Annotated in this window: 16 protein-coding genes; 5 read left to right on the top strand and 11 right to left on the bottom strand. The window is 61.6% G+C overall.

Going from position 1 to position 16581, the window contains the following annotated elements; genetic code table 11:
* The first annotated feature begins 12 nt into the window (after positions 1–12).
* On the top strand, positions 13–2391 hold the full coding sequence (gene clpA, locus Q8S60_RS14445) for an ATP-dependent Clp protease ATP-binding subunit ClpA (RefSeq protein WP_305278203.1): 2379 nt from the start codon (positions 13–15) through the stop codon (positions 2389–2391).
* 106 nt (positions 2392–2497) lie between these two features.
* A complete protein-coding gene (locus Q8S60_RS14440) occupies positions 2498–2863 on the top strand; it encodes a VOC family protein (protein WP_305278202.1) in 366 nt (121 codons plus the stop codon).
* A gap of 80 nt (positions 2864–2943) precedes the next feature.
* Here the strand turns inward: Q8S60_RS14440 and Q8S60_RS14435 are convergent, their stop codons facing one another.
* From Q8S60_RS14435 to Q8S60_RS14420, 4 genes are all read right to left on the bottom strand, one after another.
* Complete coding sequence (locus tag Q8S60_RS14435) at positions 2944–4563, bottom strand: PQQ-binding-like beta-propeller repeat protein (protein ID WP_305278201.1); 1620 nt, start codon at positions 4561–4563, stop codon at positions 2944–2946.
* A gap of 69 nt (positions 4564–4632) precedes the next feature.
* Positions 4633–5052: an HIT family protein gene (locus Q8S60_RS14430; protein WP_305278200.1), complete on the bottom strand. Its 420-nt coding sequence runs from the start codon at positions 5050–5052 to the stop codon at positions 4633–4635.
* A gap of 2 nt (positions 5053–5054) precedes the next feature.
* The gene (locus Q8S60_RS14425) at positions 5055–6254 is read right to left on the bottom strand and encodes a GNAT family N-acetyltransferase (protein ID WP_305278199.1); all 1200 of its coding nucleotides are present in this window, start codon (positions 6252–6254) and stop codon (positions 5055–5057) included.
* Positions 6255–6281: 27 nt separating this feature from the next.
* A complete protein-coding gene (locus Q8S60_RS14420; protein ID WP_305278198.1) occupies positions 6282–6749 on the bottom strand; it encodes a RidA family protein in 468 nt (155 codons plus the stop codon).
* A 96-nt stretch (positions 6750–6845) separates the two neighbouring features.
* Between Q8S60_RS14420 and Q8S60_RS14415 the strand changes: the two genes are divergently transcribed.
* Positions 6846–7886 carry an agmatine/peptidylarginine deiminase gene (locus Q8S60_RS14415; RefSeq protein ID WP_305278197.1) on the top strand — a complete coding sequence of 347 codons (1041 nt, stop codon included), beginning with the start codon at positions 6846–6848 and terminating at the stop codon, positions 7884–7886.
* Between the two features lie 5 nt (positions 7887–7891).
* On the opposite strand, the gene Q8S60_RS14410 is transcribed toward Q8S60_RS14415, so the two are convergent.
* The 3 genes from Q8S60_RS14410 to Q8S60_RS14400 all read right to left on the bottom strand — a co-directional run bounded on the left by Q8S60_RS14410 (position 7892) and on the right by Q8S60_RS14400 (position 10637).
* On the bottom strand, positions 7892–8623 hold the full coding sequence (locus tag Q8S60_RS14410; RefSeq protein WP_305278196.1) for a GGDEF domain-containing protein: 732 nt from the start codon (positions 8621–8623) through the stop codon (positions 7892–7894).
* A 173-nt stretch (positions 8624–8796) separates the two neighbouring features.
* Positions 8797–9675, bottom strand: coding sequence for a formylglycine-generating enzyme family protein (locus Q8S60_RS14405; protein ID WP_305278195.1), 879 nt, complete (start codon positions 9673–9675; stop codon positions 8797–8799).
* Positions 9672–10637, bottom strand: coding sequence for a D-glycerate dehydrogenase (locus Q8S60_RS14400; protein ID WP_305278194.1), 966 nt, complete (start codon positions 10635–10637; stop codon positions 9672–9674). Before Q8S60_RS14400 ends, Q8S60_RS14405 begins: the two co-directional genes overlap by 4 nt.
* Before the next feature lie 88 nt (positions 10638–10725).
* Here Q8S60_RS14400 and Q8S60_RS14395 point away from each other — a divergent pair, with 88 nt between their 5' ends.
* Positions 10726–11547 (top strand): cell envelope integrity EipB family protein, encoded by an 822-nt coding sequence (locus Q8S60_RS14395; RefSeq protein WP_305278193.1) that lies wholly within the window; start codon positions 10726–10728, stop codon positions 11545–11547.
* Positions 11548–11694: 147 nt separating this feature from the next.
* Here the strand turns inward: Q8S60_RS14395 and Q8S60_RS14390 are convergent, their stop codons facing one another.
* From Q8S60_RS14390 to Q8S60_RS14375, 4 genes are all read right to left on the bottom strand, one after another.
* Positions 11695–12960 (bottom strand): DNA polymerase IV, encoded by a 1266-nt coding sequence (locus Q8S60_RS14390; RefSeq protein ID WP_305278192.1) that lies wholly within the window; start codon positions 12958–12960, stop codon positions 11695–11697.
* 139 nt (positions 12961–13099) lie between these two features.
* The gene (locus Q8S60_RS14385; RefSeq protein WP_305278191.1) at positions 13100–13270 is read right to left on the bottom strand and encodes a hypothetical protein; all 171 of its coding nucleotides are present in this window, start codon (positions 13268–13270) and stop codon (positions 13100–13102) included.
* 85 nt (positions 13271–13355) lie between these two features.
* On the bottom strand, positions 13356–13586 hold the full coding sequence (locus Q8S60_RS14380; protein ID WP_305278190.1) for a hypothetical protein: 231 nt from the start codon (positions 13584–13586) through the stop codon (positions 13356–13358).
* A 330-nt stretch (positions 13587–13916) separates the two neighbouring features.
* A complete protein-coding gene (locus Q8S60_RS14375; protein WP_305278189.1) occupies positions 13917–14816 on the bottom strand; it encodes an ROK family protein in 900 nt (299 codons plus the stop codon).
* Positions 14817–15358: 542 nt separating this feature from the next.
* On the opposite strand from Q8S60_RS14375, the gene Q8S60_RS14370 reads away from it, so the two are divergent.
* On the top strand, positions 15359–16549 hold the full coding sequence (locus Q8S60_RS14370) for a CapA family protein (RefSeq protein ID WP_305278188.1): 1191 nt from the start codon (positions 15359–15361) through the stop codon (positions 16547–16549).
* Positions 16550–16581 lie beyond the last annotated feature (32 nt).

Here is a 16581-nt window from a genome sequence, read left to right as displayed (position 1 = left end):
GAAGGTTCGGAAGTGCCGACGTTTTCACGCAGCCTAGAAGAGGGCCTTCACCGCGCGCTGGCGCTTGCCAACGAGCGCGACCACGAATACGCAACTCTGGAACATCTTCTGCTTTCGCTGATGGACGATCAGGATGCAGCCGCTGTCATGCGCGCATGCAACGTCGATATGGATTTGCTGAGGCAGCAACTCACCAACTATGTCGATAACGAGCTTTCGAGCCTGGTGGTCGAGAATGGAGAGGACTCCAAACCAACCGCCGGCTTCCAGCGCGTGATCCAGCGCGCCGTTATTCATGTGCAATCGTCGGGCCGCGAAGAGGTCACCGGCGCGAACGTGCTTGTTGCCATGTTCGCGGAACGGGAGAGCCACGCCGCCTATTTCCTGCAAGAGCAGGACATGACCCGATACGATGCCGTGAACTACATCAGTCACGGCATAGCCAAGCGCGGCGATATGAGCGAGACGCGGCCGGTACGCGGCGCCCAGGAAGAGCCGGAGCCGAGCGAAAGAACCCGGAAGGAGCGGACCACGGAGGCGCTCGATAACTACTGCGTGAACCTCAACGAGAAGGCGAAGCAGGGCAAGATCGATCCGCTGATCGGGCGCGAGCGGGAGGTCGAGCGGACGATCCAGATTCTCTGCCGCCGGTCCAAGAACAATCCGCTTTTCGTCGGCGACCCCGGTGTCGGGAAGACCGCCATCGCAGAAGGCTTGGCGCGTCGTATCGTAAAGGGAGAGGTGCCCGAGGTTCTGAGGAACGCCACGATCTTCTCGCTCGATATGGGCACGTTGCTTGCCGGTACGCGCTACCGGGGCGATTTCGAAGAGCGCATCAAGGCGGTCATCAAGGAGATCGAAGGCTACCCAGGCGCGATCATGTTTATCGATGAAATCCACACGGTGATCGGCGCCGGTGCGACGAGCGGGGGGGCCATGGATGCCTCAAACCTGCTCAAGCCCGCCTTGGCGAGCGGTTCTGTCCGCTGCATCGGCTCTACTACCTATAAAGAATACCGGCAGCATTTCGAGAAAGACCGCGCACTGGTGCGCCGGTTCCAGAAAATCGACGTGGCTGAGCCGTCCGTGCCGGATACGATCAAGATATTGAAAGGGCTCAAGCCTTATTTCGAGGAATTCCACAAGGTTCGCTATACGAGCGATGCCGTGAAAGCGGCGGTGGACCTTTCGGCGAAGTACATGCACGACAGGAAACTGCCGGACAAAGCCATAGACGTTATCGACGAAGCGGGTGCCTCGCAGATGCTGTTGCCCGAGTCGCGTCGCAAGAAGACGATCGGGGTTGCCGAGATCGAGGCTGTCGTCGCCACGATGGCCCGCATTCCCCCGAAGTCGGTTTCCAAGAGCGATACCGAAAAGCTGAAGGATCTGGACACCGAGCTGAAGCGCGTCGTGTTCGGTCAGGATGCGGCAATCGATGCCCTGGCGGCATCGATCAAGCTCGCGCGTGCGGGGCTGCGGGAGGCGGAGAAGCCTATCGGTTGCTATCTGTTCTCCGGCCCGACCGGTGTGGGCAAAACGGAAGTGGCGAGACAGCTTGCTTCGGTGCTCGGTGTGGAAATGCTCCGCTTCGACATGTCGGAATACATGGAACGGCACACGGTATCTCGGTTGATTGGCGCGCCGCCCGGTTATGTCGGCTTCGATCAGGGCGGTCTGCTTACAGACGGCGTCGACCAGCATCCGCATTGCGTCTTGTTGCTCGATGAAATCGAAAAAGCTCATCCCGATCTTTTCAACATCCTGTTGCAGGTGATGGACCACGGGAAGCTGACCGACCATAACGGCAAGAAGATCGATTTCCGGAACGTCGTGCTCATCATGACCACGAATGCCGGCGCCGCCGACATGGCGAAACCAACCATCGGCTTCTCGCAAAAGAAGCGAACCGGCGACGATGAAGATGCAATCAAGCGGCTTTTCACGCCGGAATTCCGCAACCGTCTGGATGCCGTGATCGCCTTCGGACATTTGCCGCAGGAAGTCATCGCGCAGGTCGTCGAGAAGTTCGTCCTGCAGCTTGAGGTGCAGCTCGCGGACCGCAACGTCACGATAGAGTTGACACCGGAAGCGAACAACTGGTTGGCCGAGCGGGGTTACGACGAGCAAATGGGTGCGCGTCCTCTTGCGCGCGTTATCCAGGAAAACATCAAAAAGCCTCTTGCCGACGAAGTCCTGTTCGGCAAACTCGTCAAGGGCGGTCATGTGGTCGTGACGGTGAGGGACGACGTGCTCGATTTCGAGATAGAGGCGGTCGTTCCTCGCAGCCCGAGCGGCGGACCGAAGAAACCCGGCGCACGAAAGCCCCGGGACGGGTCTGGCGGGTCGGGCGGGGGTACCGTGCCGAAGGTGCCGTTGCTGGTCGACTAGCGACGGAACGATATTTGAGATCCAGGCGGGCACGAAAGATTGATTTCGTGCCCGCCTTTTTTCTGTGTATCAATCGACCGCAGAAACAACCTTGGGGAGAATACTCATGATCGGCTACATAATGCTCGGCACCAACGATCTCGATCGGGCCGCGGTCTTTTACGATGCGTTGCTCGGGGAGCTCGGTGCGAAGCGCGCCATGTCGGACCCCGGTCGCTTTATCGGCTGGAGCAACGGTGCTGGACCGATGCTTGCGATCACAAAACCTCATGATGGCAACAAGGCAACCTATGGAAACGGCGTAATGGTAGCGCTGGCGGCAGGGTCGCAGGAGGCCGTGGATAAAATTCACGCGAAGGCGATGAGCCTCGGCGGAACGGATGAGGGCGCGCCCGGGTTGCGCGGTGGCACATTTTACGGCGGATATTTCCGCGACCTCGACGGCAACAAGTTTGTTGCTTTTCATATGTAAGCGGCATTTCGGAACCGATAGAAGGAGAGGCCGCCACGGTGACGTGGCGGCCTCTTTCATGTTCAAAGCCCGGCGGAGATTCAGCCCTTCTTCAGCTTGTAAATCGCAACATCGATGTCGGATGAATAGAAGATATCCCCGTTGGGAACCACGGCGACGCCGGTCGGAATGAAGATCGCGGGTGCCGAGTCTGGACCATCGAATCCGATCGGGAGGTTTTCTTTCAGAATTACCTTTTTACCAGTCTCAAGGTCGACAGCTGTGATGCGCTTTGCGCCGACTTCCGCCACGACAAGCTGCCCGTCGGACGCGATATCGAAACCCTCCGGTGAGGAAAGCCCGTCCGCAACGATTGAACGCTCACCGCTTTCGGCGTCGATGCTCGAAACGGTGCCCGCCTCCCGTTCGCTCACATATAGCTTTCCGTTGCTGTCGAACCTGATCATGGCCGGTCCGGCAAGGCCTGTTGCGATATCCGTTCGCTTCGACCAATCGTTGCCTTTCACGCGGACGATTGCGCCCCGCGCATATTCCGACACAAGGACGTCGCCGTCGGCAAGGGCTATGGCATCCGCCGGTGTTGTGAAGCCGTGATGCAGGCCGAGCGATTCACCCGTTTTCTGATCGAAAATCTGGACCGCTCCTGCGGTCAGCGCCGCGACTGCGATTTTGCCGTTGGCAACCGTGATGCTCAGCGGATAATCGATATTCGACGACCAGACGCGCGCCATTTCGGTGACAGTGCCCGTGACAGGATCGATTTTCCGCAGGGCGAACAGGTCGGCTACATAAAGCGCGCTGTCGTCTGCGGTGCCGCCGAAGGCTATGCCGCCAGCAACGGCAAGAACGCCGGAGACGAGCGTGCGGGAAGAGCCGGTCTCTGTGTCGATCGAGATAACGGCGTTGTCGGCCATGTTGGTGATATAGAGATTGTCGGCCGCGTCGAATGCAAGATTGTCGATCGCCGGCGCTACTTCGGACACAAGCGTCTTTTCACCGTTGCTCGTGTTTACGCGATAGACATGCCCGGCTTCGGTATCCACCACATAGAGATCGCCCTTTGAATTGAAATTTGCTGCGGCGGGCGTTTTGAATCCTTCCGCGACAACGTCGAGGGTGCCGGCGTCTACGTCGACCCTTACCACCTGCTTCTTGAACCAGAGCGGTCCGTAAAGGTGGCCGTCAGGGCCGAAGTCGAAGCCATTGAGTCCGCCCATGCCTTCCATGATCTTGCGAGGCGGATTTTTGCCGGAGGGATCGAGTTCATAGAGGGCATCGCCGAGAAATACCTGGGTTGCAAAAAGCCGTCCGTCATCGGTCCATGCGAGCGAGTTCATGCCGGGCAGGCCGTCGGCGAGCGTCAGCAGGGTTCCATCCAGGGTTCGAGCATAGACTTTACCATCGAGGAAGGCCGTCCATGCGAGGGTGCCGTCCGGACCTTGTTCGAGATCGTCGGCCATGCCTTCGGGCGGGCCTTCATAAATGCCGGTTTCTCCGGTTTCTCCGTTTACCTCATAGATCGCCCGGCCAACGACGCTGCCTGCGAGGATCCTCCCTTCTTTCGTGACGGTTATACCGTGAATCCCGTGAAAGGGAGAGGGCGGGGTCACTGTTTCCTGCGCGTATTCCTCCTTGTCGGAGCAAGCGGCCGCAAGCGCGATCACGGCGGCGAAGATCGCCGCCCCCTGCAAGCGTTTCATGATTCCTCCCCTATGTTGTGCCGCTGCGATGAAAATTTTCGTTCATCGCAGCGGCTATTCTCTTTGTGTCTATTGAAGTGCCGCCTTGATTTTTTCTGCGTGCTTCTTGAGTTCTTCAAAGTCGGCCATCTCGCGCGCATGCAGTTTCAGGTCTATGCCTTGCGATCGGGGGATGACGTGTGTGTGGATGTGGAAGACGGTTTGTCCGGCGGCGGCACCGTTAAGTTGAGCGATGAGTATTCCCGGCGCGTCGAAGGCGGTTTTCACAGCTGCGGCGATTTTCTTTACCGTCTTCGCCATTGCTCCCGCATATTCCGGATCGAGGTCATAAATATTCTCGGCGGGATATTTGGGAATGACGAGAGTGTGCCCCTCGGCCTGCGGCATCACGTCCATGAAGGAGAGCGTCATGTCGTCCTCATACACTTTGAAGCAGGGGGCCTCTCCGCGCAGGATTTTTGCGAAAATGTTCTTTTGATCGTAAGCCACGGTCAGAAATCGTCCTCCTGATGTTCTTCCCTGACACTATCGTGCCGGAAGGGCGCGTATTCGCCAAGTGCTGCAATATCCCGATCGACGTGCTGTCGTTCGCGCGACAGATATTCGTCCACGGCATCGCGGAACGAAGCGTTGGCGATCCAGTGGGTGCTGTAGGTGCGCGACGGCATATATCCGCGCGCCAACTTATGCTCGCCTTGCGCCCCGGCCTCGACACGGGCGAGCCCACGCTCAATGGCAAACTCTATCGCCTGATAGTAACAGCATTCGAAATGCAGGAAGGGATGGGGTTCGAGTGCGCCCCAGTTGCGACCATATAATGCGTCGCCGCCAATGAAGTTCAGGGCGCCGGCGATCAGGCGACCGTCACGCCGCGCCATCACAAGAAGCGTTTCCTTGGCCATTCTTTCGCCGATCAGGCTGAAGAACTCGCGGCTGAGGTATGGCGAGCCCCATTTGCGCGAGCCGGTGTCCATATAGAATGCGAAGAACGCGTCCCAGTGATCTTCGGTCAGGTCGCTCCCGGTTACCCATTCGACGGTCACGCCATTGTCTCGTGCCCGCTCGCGCTCCTTCCGGATCATCTTGCGTTTGCGCGAAGAGAGATCGGCGAGGAAGTCGTCGAAGGAGGTGTAACCTCGGTTATGCCAGTGAAACTGCTGGTCGGTACGCTGCAGAAGTCCGGCCCTGCCCAGACGTGCCCATTGCCGCTCGGGCAGGAAGGTGATGTGCAGCGAGGAGACGCCGAGGCGTTTGCCATATTCAACCGCGCCGGCGATCAGAGCCTCTTCCACCGCTTCGCGGCCGGGGCCCGACGGCGCCAGCAGGCGGGGGCCCGTCGCGGGCGTGAAGGGAACGGAGCATTGCAACTTCGGATAATAGCGGCCGCCGGCATTCTCGAAGGCGTTGGCCCAACCGTGGTCGAATACGTATTCGCCCCGGCTGTGGCTCTTCAGATAGAGCGGCATGCAGCCCGCCAGGCGGCATTGGTCGTCTTCGAGCAGGATGTGCTGAGGCAGCCAGCCGGTGCGGCGTGTGGCTGACCCGCTCTCTTCAAGCGCGGCCAGAAAGGCATGCGAAACAAACGGATTGGCCGGTTCGCCCGGCGGGTTCGCACAGGCGTCCCATTGCACGGGGTCGACCGCCGCAAGGCTGTCGACGATGCGGATAATGGCCTGTTCGCTGTCGCCCATGGCAGGATTCTAGATCAGCGGAGCTACTTACGCGATCTCGAAAATCGCCTCGATTTCGACGGTGATCTGAAAAGGGAGCGAGGGGGCGGCAACGGCGGAGCGCGCATGCCGGCCAGCATCGCCGAAGATTTCCACGAGAAGATCCGATGCGCCGTTTATGACAGCCGGCTGCTGATCGAAATCGGGTGTGGCGTTGACGAAACCAAGCAATTTCACGCAGCGTGTCACGCGATCGAGGTCGCCTCCACATGCGGCTTTCAATTGGGCGAGCACATTCATCATGGTGAGGCGCGCGGCAGCCTTGCCTGCGTCGGCGTCGTGGTCTTTGCCGACCTTACCTTGATATTCGATGCCTTTCGGACCCATGGGACCTTGGCCGGAGATGAAAACAAGGTTGCCGGTGACGACATAGGGCACATATGTGCCCGCAGGCGCTGCAGGTGCGGGCAACTGGATGCCGAGTTCCTTGAGGCGCGCTTCTATTTTTCCTGCCATTGCTTCGATCTCCCTGATCCGGCTGTTGCCGCTTTACTCCGGCCCGCTATACCTAACGCCTAACGCAGATGTGTGAAAGTCCGGGAAGGATTCGAAATGAGCGAGGCGCGGATGCCGGCCGATGACGGGTTGTTCATGCCGGCGGAATGGGAGCCGCATGAACGCTGCTGGATGCAATGGCCCAGCCGGAACGAGGTGTGGGGCGAGCGCCTGCCGCAAGCCTATGCCGCTTATGCGCAGGTCGCGCGTGCGATCGCTTCATTCGAGCCCGTCAGCATGGTGTGCAAGCCGGAGGATGAGGCGCAGGCAAGGCTCGCCTGCGGACGCGATATAGACCTTGTGACCTTGCCTATCGACGATAGCTGGGCGCGCGATTCAGGGCCGATTTTCGTCACGGACGGTAAGGGGCATGTGGCGGGAACACATTGGCGTTTCAACGCCTGGGGCAACGCCTACAACAACTACGAAAACGATGCGGCCGTCGGCGGGCTCATTCTGGACGGAATGGGTATGAGGACCTACAAGGGCGGCATGGTCTTCGAGGGTGGCTCCATTTCGGTCGACGGCTATGGAACGTTGCTCACGACGGAAGAATGTCTTCTCAACGACAATCGCAATCCGGAGCTGACGCGACAGCAGATCGAGGAAGCCTTGGCTCTGAATTTGGGCGTGGCGCGGATTATCTGGCTCGACCGGGGGCTGGAGGACGATGAAACGAGCGGCCATGTCGACATGATCGCTTCTTTCGCCAGTGCCGGGCGGGTACTTCTTCACATGCCGGAGGACAAGCACGATCCGAACTACGAGCGCATGCAGGAGAACAAGGCGCGGCTCGAAGCGGCGCGGGATGCCCGAGGGAAGAAACTGGAAGTGATCGAAATCCCGCAGCCAAAAAGGAATCTCAGGCGAGAGGACGGGCGCCGCCTCTGCACTTCTTATGTGAACGCGTATATCGCCAATGGCGGTGTCGTCATGCCGACTTACGACGATCCGAACGACGGGAAGGCGGCGGCGGTTATGGCTGCGGCATTTCCCGGCCGAAAGATTTTATCCGTGCCGGCGCTCGAGATCGCGCGGGGCGGCGGCTCCATTCATTGCATTACCCAGCAACAGCCGAAGGGCACCACGCTGAAGTAAGACCATCAGCCGTGCGTTGTCAGGCGCATGGCGCGGCCGCCGCTTTTCTTGTCGGCATACATGGCACGGTCGGCGCGCTCGATCAGGTCGGTCTGGCGGGTCTCGCCGTTGTAGCTTGCAAGGCCGAGGCTGGCGGTCACGGAAATTTTCTCTGATTTGCAGACGATTTCGAGTTGCGCAATGCCACGGAGCATCTCGCGGGCCCGCTCACGCGCCCGCTTGTGGTCCGCACGGACGAACAGGATTGCGAATTCGTCGCCGCCGAGGCGGGCGGCATAGTCGGTCGCCCGGATGCTGCGGCTCAGAAAAGAACCAACGGCACGAAGGACTTCGTCGCCGGCCAGGTGGCCGTAGCGGTCGTTGACAGCCTTGAAATCGTTGAGATCGATATAGGCGAGAAGGCCGGCCTCCTCATAGCGCGAGGCGCTGAGCAGGTTGCGGCGAAGCACCTCGTCGAAGCCGCGGCGGTTCAGCAGACCGGTCAATTCATCTGTCTGGGTAAGGGCTTCGAGCTGGCGGAGGCGTGCGTTGAGTTCAACGATACGGGTTTCGCTTTCATCCGCGTAGGCAAGGGCGCGGGCCAGCAGGAATTTGTTGGCGGCGCTTCGCTGCGCGCCACCCAGGCTTCTGCGGAAGCGCTCCGTCTGCGGATCGGAAGGAAATCTCGCATCGGTGAGGGCGGACGATCCCGAATCTTCGCCGGTTCCGGTTCCTATCGCTCTTTTCACGTAGGCCATTGCTCCACTCGCAGTTGCCTGCGACCCCTTCAAAGGCGTGTGTATCAGTCTGTACAATGCAAAGCCCCTGCCATCCGGGAAAGCTATATAAATCAACAGGTTGTGCCGGAAGGATTGAGTGGTAACGGGGAAAAATATGCCGGATGACCGGGGCTCGCCGGGCAAGTTGCGGCCTAGTCGGCGTCGCGGGCGAGGCGGAAACCGGCTATCGCCAGACGCTCCCGCGCCAGCCGGCTTTCGCGGGCTGCGATGCGGATCGGGCCCGGCGTATCGGTCCATGAGCCGCCGCGAAGGGTGCGGATCTGGCAGTTCATGGCGGTGCGCGGCGTGCCGTCGCGCGGACCGAGCCTGTAGTCGCCGAGCCAGCAATCGGCGAGCCACATCCAAGCGTTGCCGACCATGTCATAAAGGCCCGCGGGATTGGGCCGGAAACTGGCGGCGGGGCTGGTGTGGAGGAAGCCGTCGGTGCAGGGCTCCGCGACTTTTGCGACCTTGTTCTTGGCGGTGAGGTCGTTGACGTTGGCGTAGTCGCAAGCGAGGCGATCGTCTTCGCCCCAGAAATTGGTGCCGGTGGTGCCGCCGCGGGCGGCGTATTCCCATTCGGCTTCGCTCGGCAGGCGGTAGGTTTTCCCTGTCTTTTCAGACATCCAGGCCGCATAGGCCGTGGCGTCGTGCCAGGAGACGCAGACGACGGGATGCGACGGGCCTTGAGGAAAGCCCGGATTGCGCCAGTTTGCCTCGGGATCGAGGCGCCAGCCGTCCGCGGTGAGCGTGTGGCAACCGTTTTCCGGGGTGTGGCCGGTGGCGGCGGCGAAGGCCGCGAAATCGGCCAAGGTCACAGCGGTGACGGCCATGGCGAAGGGGCGGAGGATGTGGACCTCATGGCGAGGGAATTCGGTTTCGTCCGCAGCCGGATCGCTTTCGAGACTGCCGCGCATGAAGCGTCCCGGTTCGAACATGACGAGCTCGGGGCAGTCCCCACAATCGCGTAAAGGCCTGGAATCGCAGGCGGAAAGTGCAAGAAGGGCAAGCGCGAGAGCGATGCGGATCATTTGTTCACCCGGTCCGGCGGCGTCTTGCCGGCGAAGAAGGCGTCGAGGTTGTCGAGGGCGCGGAAGCCCATGGCGTTGCGTGTTTCGAGCGTGGCGCTGCCGAGATGGGGAAGCAGAAAAGCGTTGGAAAGAGCCAGATATCCGGGGTGGAAGTTCGGCTCGTTGTTGAAGACGTCGAGACCGGCGGCGGCGATGCGGCGGGAGGCGAGGGCCTCGATCAAGGCCTCGTCGTCGACGATGTCGCCGCGCGCGGTGTTGACGATAATCGCGTTTGGCGGGAGGAGGGCGAGGGTGTCGCGGTTGACGAGGCCGCGCGTCTCAGGCGTCGAGGCGCAGTGGACGGACAGGACATCCGAGACGCGGAAAAGCGAAGCGGAATCAGCATGATAGAAGGCGCCCTCCTCAAGCTCCGGGGCGACGCGGTGGCGGCTGTGGTAGTGGATTTCCATGCCGAAAGCGCGGGCGCGGGCGGCCGTTGCGCGACCGATGCGGCCGAAGCCTAGAATGCCGAGACGCTTGCCGGAGAGCTCGATGCCGAGCATGCCGGTGGGCGACCATTTGTTCCATGCGCCGTTGTGGAGCGTGGAAATGGCGGAGGTTGCACCGCGCGCGGCGCCGAGCATGAGCAGCAACGCGATCTCGGCCGTGGCGCCGGTGAGCACATCGGGTGTGTTGGTGACGGCGATGCCACGAGCGGTAGCGGCGGGGATATCTATGTGGTCGTAGCCGACGGAGAAGGTGGAAACGATCCGTATACTGACCGGCAGCGCGGCAAGGAGGGCGGCGTCGATGCGGTCGGTGACGGTGACGAGGAGGCCATCCGCGCCTTGCGCGCGAGCGACGATGTCGTCGCGATTCAGCAAGCGATCCCCGGTATTTAGCAGCGCGTCGTAGTCGCGCGCGGCGCGGGCTTCGACGTCGCCGGGGAGCTTGCGGGTGACGAGAATGCGGGGACGGGACATGGAGGGACTTTCGGTTGAAGTGGAACTCTGGTTTATCCGATGGTGTAAGCTCGCATAAGCCCAAAGGGTGGATACAAGAGAGGTCGAATTGACGAAAAGCCTGAAAACAGCGCGGATTGCCGCCGTTTTTCTTCTGGCGGGGGCGGGAGCCGTGGAGGCGGCGCCGGCGCTGCAGATGCACCGGGCGGTCTATGACCTGACGCTCGGGCGGACGCAGCCGGTGAGCGATATTACCGGGCTGGAGGGACGTATGGTGGTCGAGTGGCGTGGCGGGCCCACATGTGGTGGCTACACGTCGCTGCAGCGCGTCGTGACGCATGTCACGGGCGCGGACGAGGTGACCGTCAGCAACGATGTCAGGCTCAGTTACTGGGAAGCGGCGGATGGCAGCGAGTTCAAATTCACACGGACGGAATATACCGACGGACGGCTGACCTCGCAGGAGGAAGGCACCGCGCAACGTGAGAAAAATGGTGGAAACGTGCGGGTTTCCCGCGACGGGGAGGAGCCCCTGGCGATGCCGGGCGACGTGTTTTTCCCGGTCGCCTACAACCTCGCGCTGATCGAAAAAGCACAGGCCGGACAGCGGATTTTCAGCAAGCCGCTGTTCGACGGGACCGAGGCGGGGGAGAACCCGACCACGGCTTTCATCGGAAAACCCCTTGCCGATCAATGGGATGGCGATGGGACGACGGTCGATGGCGAGGGCCCGGCGCTCGGCCAGATGCAGCCCTGGCCGGTGCGGGTGAGCTATTTCGACCCGGCGGACAAGGAGGGCGTGCCGAGCTTCGAGATGGGATATGTGTTGTTTCCCAACGGGATAGCGGCCGCGCTCACGCTCGACTACCTCGATGTGCAGCTCAAGGGACGGCTCAGCGAGGTGACTTATTTCAAGCCGGATTCCTGCTGACTGTCACAATTCGTTTCCGGCGGATTCCGGCGGTTCTTGAAACGCGGTCGCCGACTGTCACCGAACTGTCATCGTTCTGTCGTAAACGGGTTTCCCATTTAATCAGTATACGGACCGGTCCGGCGCGCGGCACTTTATCCCCGCCCGTCAGCTCCGCAGGCCGCGACCCTTGACGATGGACTTATCCCCGAATTTCGCGCGCAGCTTGTCCATCGCGCGTTCGGCGGCGGCGCGGCGCGTCGCGGCGGGGTCGAGCAGGTCGTTCGGGTCGGCGAGGTCGCCATCGGCAAGCTGGGAAATCCCCACCCCGAGAAGACGAAAACTTGTCCCCGTGGCCTCGCGCGCGAGCATGGGCGCGGCGATGCGGTAGATGACTTCCGCGAGCTGCGTCGGATCGGGCAGCGTCTGGTTGCGGGTGCGGGTCTTGAAGTCGGCGGTCTTCAGTTTCAGCACGATTGTCGAACCGGCGAGACCGGCGGCCTTGGCACGGGCGGCGACTTTTTCGCAGAGCGGCCAGAGCTTGTGGTCGAGTTCGGCGGCGTTTGAGATGTCGCGCATGAAAGTGGTTTCCGAGGAAATGCTCTTCGCCTCGTGAACGGGCTCGACGCCGCGATCGTCGAGGCCGCGCGAGAGGCGGAAGAGGCGGCGGCCCATCGAACCGAAGCGCGCCATGAGATCGTTCTCTTCCATACGCTGAAGCTGCGCTATGCGGGTCACGCCGTCGCGGGCGAGCTTCGTTTCGAGCGCCTTGCCGACGCCCCAGATCACGGAGACGGGTTTTTCCGCGAGGAAGGACATGGTCTCCGCGCGGCCGATGACGGCGAAGCCGCGCGGCTTGTCGAGATCGGAGGCGATCTTCGCCAGGAACTTGTTGTGGCTGAGGCCCACGGAAACGGTGATGCCGATTTCGTCCTCGATGCGCTTTGCGAGGCGCGCCATGCTGACGGCCGCGCTCGCATGATGCAGGCGCTCCGTGCCGGAGAGATCGAGAAAGGCCTCATCGATGGAGACGGGTTCGACGAGCGGCGTCAGGTCGCGCATCAATGCGCGGACGTCGCGGGCGACGCGCGCATATTTCGTCATGTCGGGTTTGATGACGACGGCTTCGGGACAGGCGGCGAGCGCCTTGAACATGGGCATGGCGGAGCGCACGCCGCGAATGCGCGCGATGTAGCAGCAGGTGGAGACGACACCGCGCGTGCCGCCGCCGATGATGAGCGGCTTGTCGCGCAGCTCCGGGTTGTCGCGCTTTTCGACGGCGGCGTAGAAGGCGTCGCAATCCATATGCGCGATGGTGAGGGTGTGGAGTTCGGGATGGAATTTCAGGCGCGGGCGCTTGCAGGCAGGGCAACGGGTCGCGTCCGGCGGCACGGAGGCGAAGCAGTCGCGGCAGAAGCCTGTGGTTGTGGTCATCTGTGAACGATGTGTTTTTCTATGCGGAGTTATAGCATTAAACATTGCGTTGCGCTTTTTGGGACGCCGCACTTAATGAATGCCGGACATTGGGAGCGACTTTTCCATGACGCCAAGTTTATTATCGATACGTGACCGGTTATTTCAGACGTGCAACAGTTGGAGATGAGGCAATGGAAAACGGAACAAATAATGTTGTTGTTACTGATATCAGGATGCCGTTCTGGTCAATCGTGATATTCATGGTCAAGGCGGCAATTGCTTCGATTCCAGCCTTAATAATTTTGATCGCAGTAGCATTTTTAGTCATGCTTCCGTTCGCCGCGATTTCCTCTTGAGATATTGCGCCGAAGCGAGTTTGTGCCCTGATCTGAAAGCTAGCTAATTTCGGAGCATCAGTTCCGCCAAGTCTGCTTCAATTCCTCATCGAACCAGATCTCTGCATTGTCACTCGCGCCAATTGTCGAACGGAAATTCAGGTAGCGTGCATGGCCGTTAGACCGGAGCCAGGTTTTGAAGTCGGAAAAGTGCGGTTGAACTCCGGATGAAATTTGAAATCCTGTTTCTTTCGCCCATTCGTGACAGAGACTTCTGATCGCTTTCTCACAATCGGCTTTCTTTTCCATCTTTATACTTTCAGGCGATTATGGACGATCCTATCATACACAAATCGCCTCACGCTGGGAGCGACATTGACTCGCTGAGAATCAGCGACCCCTCCCTCAAGGGGAGGGTGGGAAGACTGGATTGCTTCGTCGCTTCGCTCCTCGCAATGACGGATATTTCTTCTGTATACAAATAAAGATTGTCATCCCGGCGAAAGCCGGGACCCACTCGTGGTGCCGAGTTTGAGGGCAGTTGAAAGAAGTTTGTCTTTTTCGCGGTCGAGGCCGGGCGTAGCCGCGTTTGCTGAGGGAACCAATGGGTCCCGGCTTTCGCCGGGATGACACTTAATTTTATTCCGCCGGCCACAACCAGGCCGCGCCTCTTACGCCGCTGGCGTCGCCGTGTTTGTGGGGGCGCAGCTGTGTGGCGACGGTGTCGGAGAAGACGTAGGCGCCCCAGCGGGCGGGGACTTCTTCGTAGAGGGCGGCGATGTTGGACATGCCGCCGCCGAGGACGATGATTTCAGGGTCGAGGATGTTGACGAGGTGGGCGAGCGCGCGGGCGAGGCGGTCCGAATAGCGGCGGATGGCGAGGCGGGCGGGGCGCGCGCCTTCGAGCGCGGCGGCGGCGATTTCTTCCGGTGTCAGGGGTTCGGCGTTTTCGGCCGCGTATTCGCGGGCGAAGGCGGGGCCTGAGAGCCATGTTTCGATGCAGCCCTTCTTGCCGCAATAACAATCCGTACCCGGATATTCATCCGGGAGCATCCAGGGGAGCGGGTTGTGACCCCACTCGCCGGCAATGGCGTTGGGGCCGGAGACGAGCGCGCCATTCATGACGATGCCGCCGCCGACGCCGGTGCCGAGGATGACGCCGAAGACGGAGCGCGCGCCGGCGCCCGCGCCGTCCGAGGCTTCGGAGAGGGCGAAGCAGTCGGCGTCGTTGGCGAGGCGGACGGGGCGGGCAAGGGCGGCTTCGAGGTCGGCGCCGAAGGGATGGCCGATGAGCCAGGTGCTGTTGGCATTCTTCACGAGGCCGGTGGCGGGGGAGAGTGTGCCGGGCATGCCGATGCCGACGGTGCCGGTTTCGCCGGTTTCGGATTCGAGCGCGGCGACGAGATCGCGGATGGCGGCGACGGTGGCCGCGTAGTCGCCGTGCGGGGCGGGGATGCGGCGGCGGGCGCGTTCATGGCCCGCGCCGTCGAGGGCGAGGGCTTCTATCTTTGTGCCGCCGAGGTCGATGCCGATGCGCATGGGGGATCCTTTTTGCGCGGAGGATAGCAGGTTTGGAAATCACGTAGAGACGCAGAGGGGAGAAAAATGAGGTGTCATCCCGGCGGAAGCCGGGACCCATTGGTTCCCCCAGCAAACGCGACTACGCCCCGCCTTAACCGCGGGCAAGACAAACTTCCTTCAACAACTTCGACAAGCGGCACTGCGAGTGGATCCCGGCCTTCGCCGGGATGACAATTTTGTTTTTGGTCTTTGTCGTGCCTCAAGCGGAAAAGTCTTTTTCCGACGCCGCTTTGCGGCTCCTGGATTGCTTCGTCGCTTTGCTCCTCGCAATGACGTGGATGGGGTGGAGGGAAACGAGAATTCGAGAACGCGGGCAAGCCCATGGTTCCCGGCTTTCGCCGGGATGACACCTGTGGTTGTGTAGAGGGCTGGTGTTTCGGGGGCGGCTTTTGCGGAATCAAGTTCTTTGCCGATTTTGGGTGGCTCTTTTTTCGCGACCCCTCCCCAAACGGTCTGACGACCGTTTGACCCTCCCACAGGGGGAGGGTGGAAGATTGGGGATGGCGCTGCTTATGCTTGTCTTGCTCGCGCTGCCTGCGGGGGCGGGGGAGCGGTTGAGTGTGGTGCTGGTGGGGGATACCGGCTTCAACGGGCCGGGGGCGCGGGTGGCGGCGGAGGGCGGGTTCAAGGCCGGGCGGCTGGTGACGGTGCCGGAGGCGACGGCGAAGATTGCGCCCTGGCTTGAAGGCGACATCGTGTTCGCCAATCTCGAAACCGTGGTGACGGACCGGAACGGGATTGCCGCGCGGGACAAGATGTTCGTGTTCCGAACGCATCCCGACGCCGTGCGGGGGCTTGTCGAGGCGGGGATCAACGTCTTCTCGCTGGCGAATAATCACGCGATGGATTTCGGCGGTGAGGGCGCGGGCGAGACGCTGCGGCATGTGGCGGGCCTCGGCGGCGCGGGGCTGCGGGCATGGCCGGGGCTCGGGCGCGACGCGGGGCAGGCGATGGCCCCGCATGTATTTGCACTGGGAGAGACGCGCGTCGCCGTGTCGGCGGTGGGGAATGCGGGCGGCGGGCTCCCCGCGCGCGAGGCGCAGGCCGGGATGCTGCGGGAGCAGGCGGATTTTCAGGCGGTGGCGGCGCGGCTTTCGGCGGAGCCTGCGGATTTGCGGATATTGTCGGTGCATTACGGGGCGGAGTTTGCGCCGTTGACGGAGGATATGAATGTTGCGCGGTTCCGGGGCGTGAAGGCGGATGGGGGCGTGACGATCATTGCCGGGCATCACCAGCATGTGGCGCGGGGCGTTTCGTTTTCCGAGGAAATTTCCGGCGGGCGGGTGGTGTTTTACGGGCTCGGGAATTTCCTGCATCCCGGCACGCAGAACATGAGCCGCTTCGATATCTGCCGGGATTTCGGGCTGCTCGCGAAGGTGGGGCTGGCGCGGGGACCGGACGGGCTTCGGGTGGAGACGGTGGAAGCCGTGCCGCTCACGGGCATGCATGTGCAGCCGGCGCCGATGGGCGGCGAGGCGGGGCGGCTCCGGGTGGAGGTGCTGAACTATCTGGGGCGGCGGCTTGGAGAGGGCGGTGCGGCGTTTCGTCCGCAGGCGGATGGAACGGGGCTCTGGTGCGCGGCCGGGGCGGCGGATGGGCGCTGCGCGGGGTGGCGCGAGCCGGAAGTTTCGGCGCGGGAGGGGGAGATTGCGGCGGCTTGCGGGAAGGATGTGAGGCGGGGGAATTTTTAGTTGCCGCTTTGTATTGGCGGTGAGGTCCATGG

The sequence above is a fragment of the Parvibaculum sp. genome (assembly GCF_030694575.1).
Taxonomy (GTDB): domain Bacteria; phylum Pseudomonadota; class Alphaproteobacteria; order Parvibaculales; family Parvibaculaceae; genus Parvibaculum.
The sequence above is the reverse complement of the archived record's forward strand: the minus strand, read 5'-3'. Positions and strand labels throughout refer to the sequence as shown.

What these genes read in the sequence shown, in the direction of transcription:
- Q8S60_RS14440 (WP_305278202.1), top strand. Translation starts at nt 2,498, where the DNA reads ATGATCGGCTACATAATGCTCGGCACCAACGATCTCGATCGGGCCGCG.
- Q8S60_RS14435 (WP_305278201.1), bottom strand. Translation starts at nt 4,563, where the DNA reads ATGAAACGCTTGCAGGGGGCGGCGATCTTCGCCGCCGTGATCGCGCTT.
- Q8S60_RS14425 (WP_305278199.1), bottom strand. Translation starts at nt 6,254, where the DNA reads ATGGGCGACAGCGAACAGGCCATTATCCGCATCGTCGACAGCCTTGCG.
- Q8S60_RS14420 (WP_305278198.1), bottom strand. Translation starts at nt 6,749, where the DNA reads ATGGCAGGAAAAATAGAAGCGCGCCTCAAGGAACTCGGCATCCAGTTG.
- Q8S60_RS14415 (WP_305278197.1), top strand. Translation starts at nt 6,846, where the DNA reads ATGAGCGAGGCGCGGATGCCGGCCGATGACGGGTTGTTCATGCCGGCG.
- Q8S60_RS14410 (WP_305278196.1), bottom strand. Translation starts at nt 8,623, where the DNA reads ATGGCCTACGTGAAAAGAGCGATAGGAACCGGAACCGGCGAAGATTCG.
- Q8S60_RS14405 (WP_305278195.1), bottom strand. Translation starts at nt 9,675, where the DNA reads ATGATCCGCATCGCTCTCGCGCTTGCCCTTCTTGCACTTTCCGCCTGC.
- Q8S60_RS14400 (WP_305278194.1), bottom strand. Translation starts at nt 10,637, where the DNA reads ATGTCCCGTCCCCGCATTCTCGTCACCCGCAAGCTCCCCGGCGACGTC.
- Q8S60_RS14390 (WP_305278192.1), bottom strand. Translation starts at nt 12,960, where the DNA reads ATGACCACAACCACAGGCTTCTGCCGCGACTGCTTCGCCTCCGTGCCG.
- Q8S60_RS14385 (WP_305278191.1), bottom strand. Translation starts at nt 13,270, where the DNA reads ATGACTAAAAATGCTACTGCGATCAAAATTATTAAGGCTGGAATCGAA.
- Q8S60_RS14380 (WP_305278190.1), bottom strand. Translation starts at nt 13,586, where the DNA reads ATGGAAAAGAAAGCCGATTGTGAGAAAGCGATCAGAAGTCTCTGTCAC.
- Q8S60_RS14375 (WP_305278189.1), bottom strand. Translation starts at nt 14,816, where the DNA reads ATGCGCATCGGCATCGACCTCGGCGGCACAAAGATAGAAGCCCTCGCC.
- Q8S60_RS14370 (WP_305278188.1), top strand. Translation starts at nt 15,359, where the DNA reads ATGGCGCTGCTTATGCTTGTCTTGCTCGCGCTGCCTGCGGGGGCGGGG.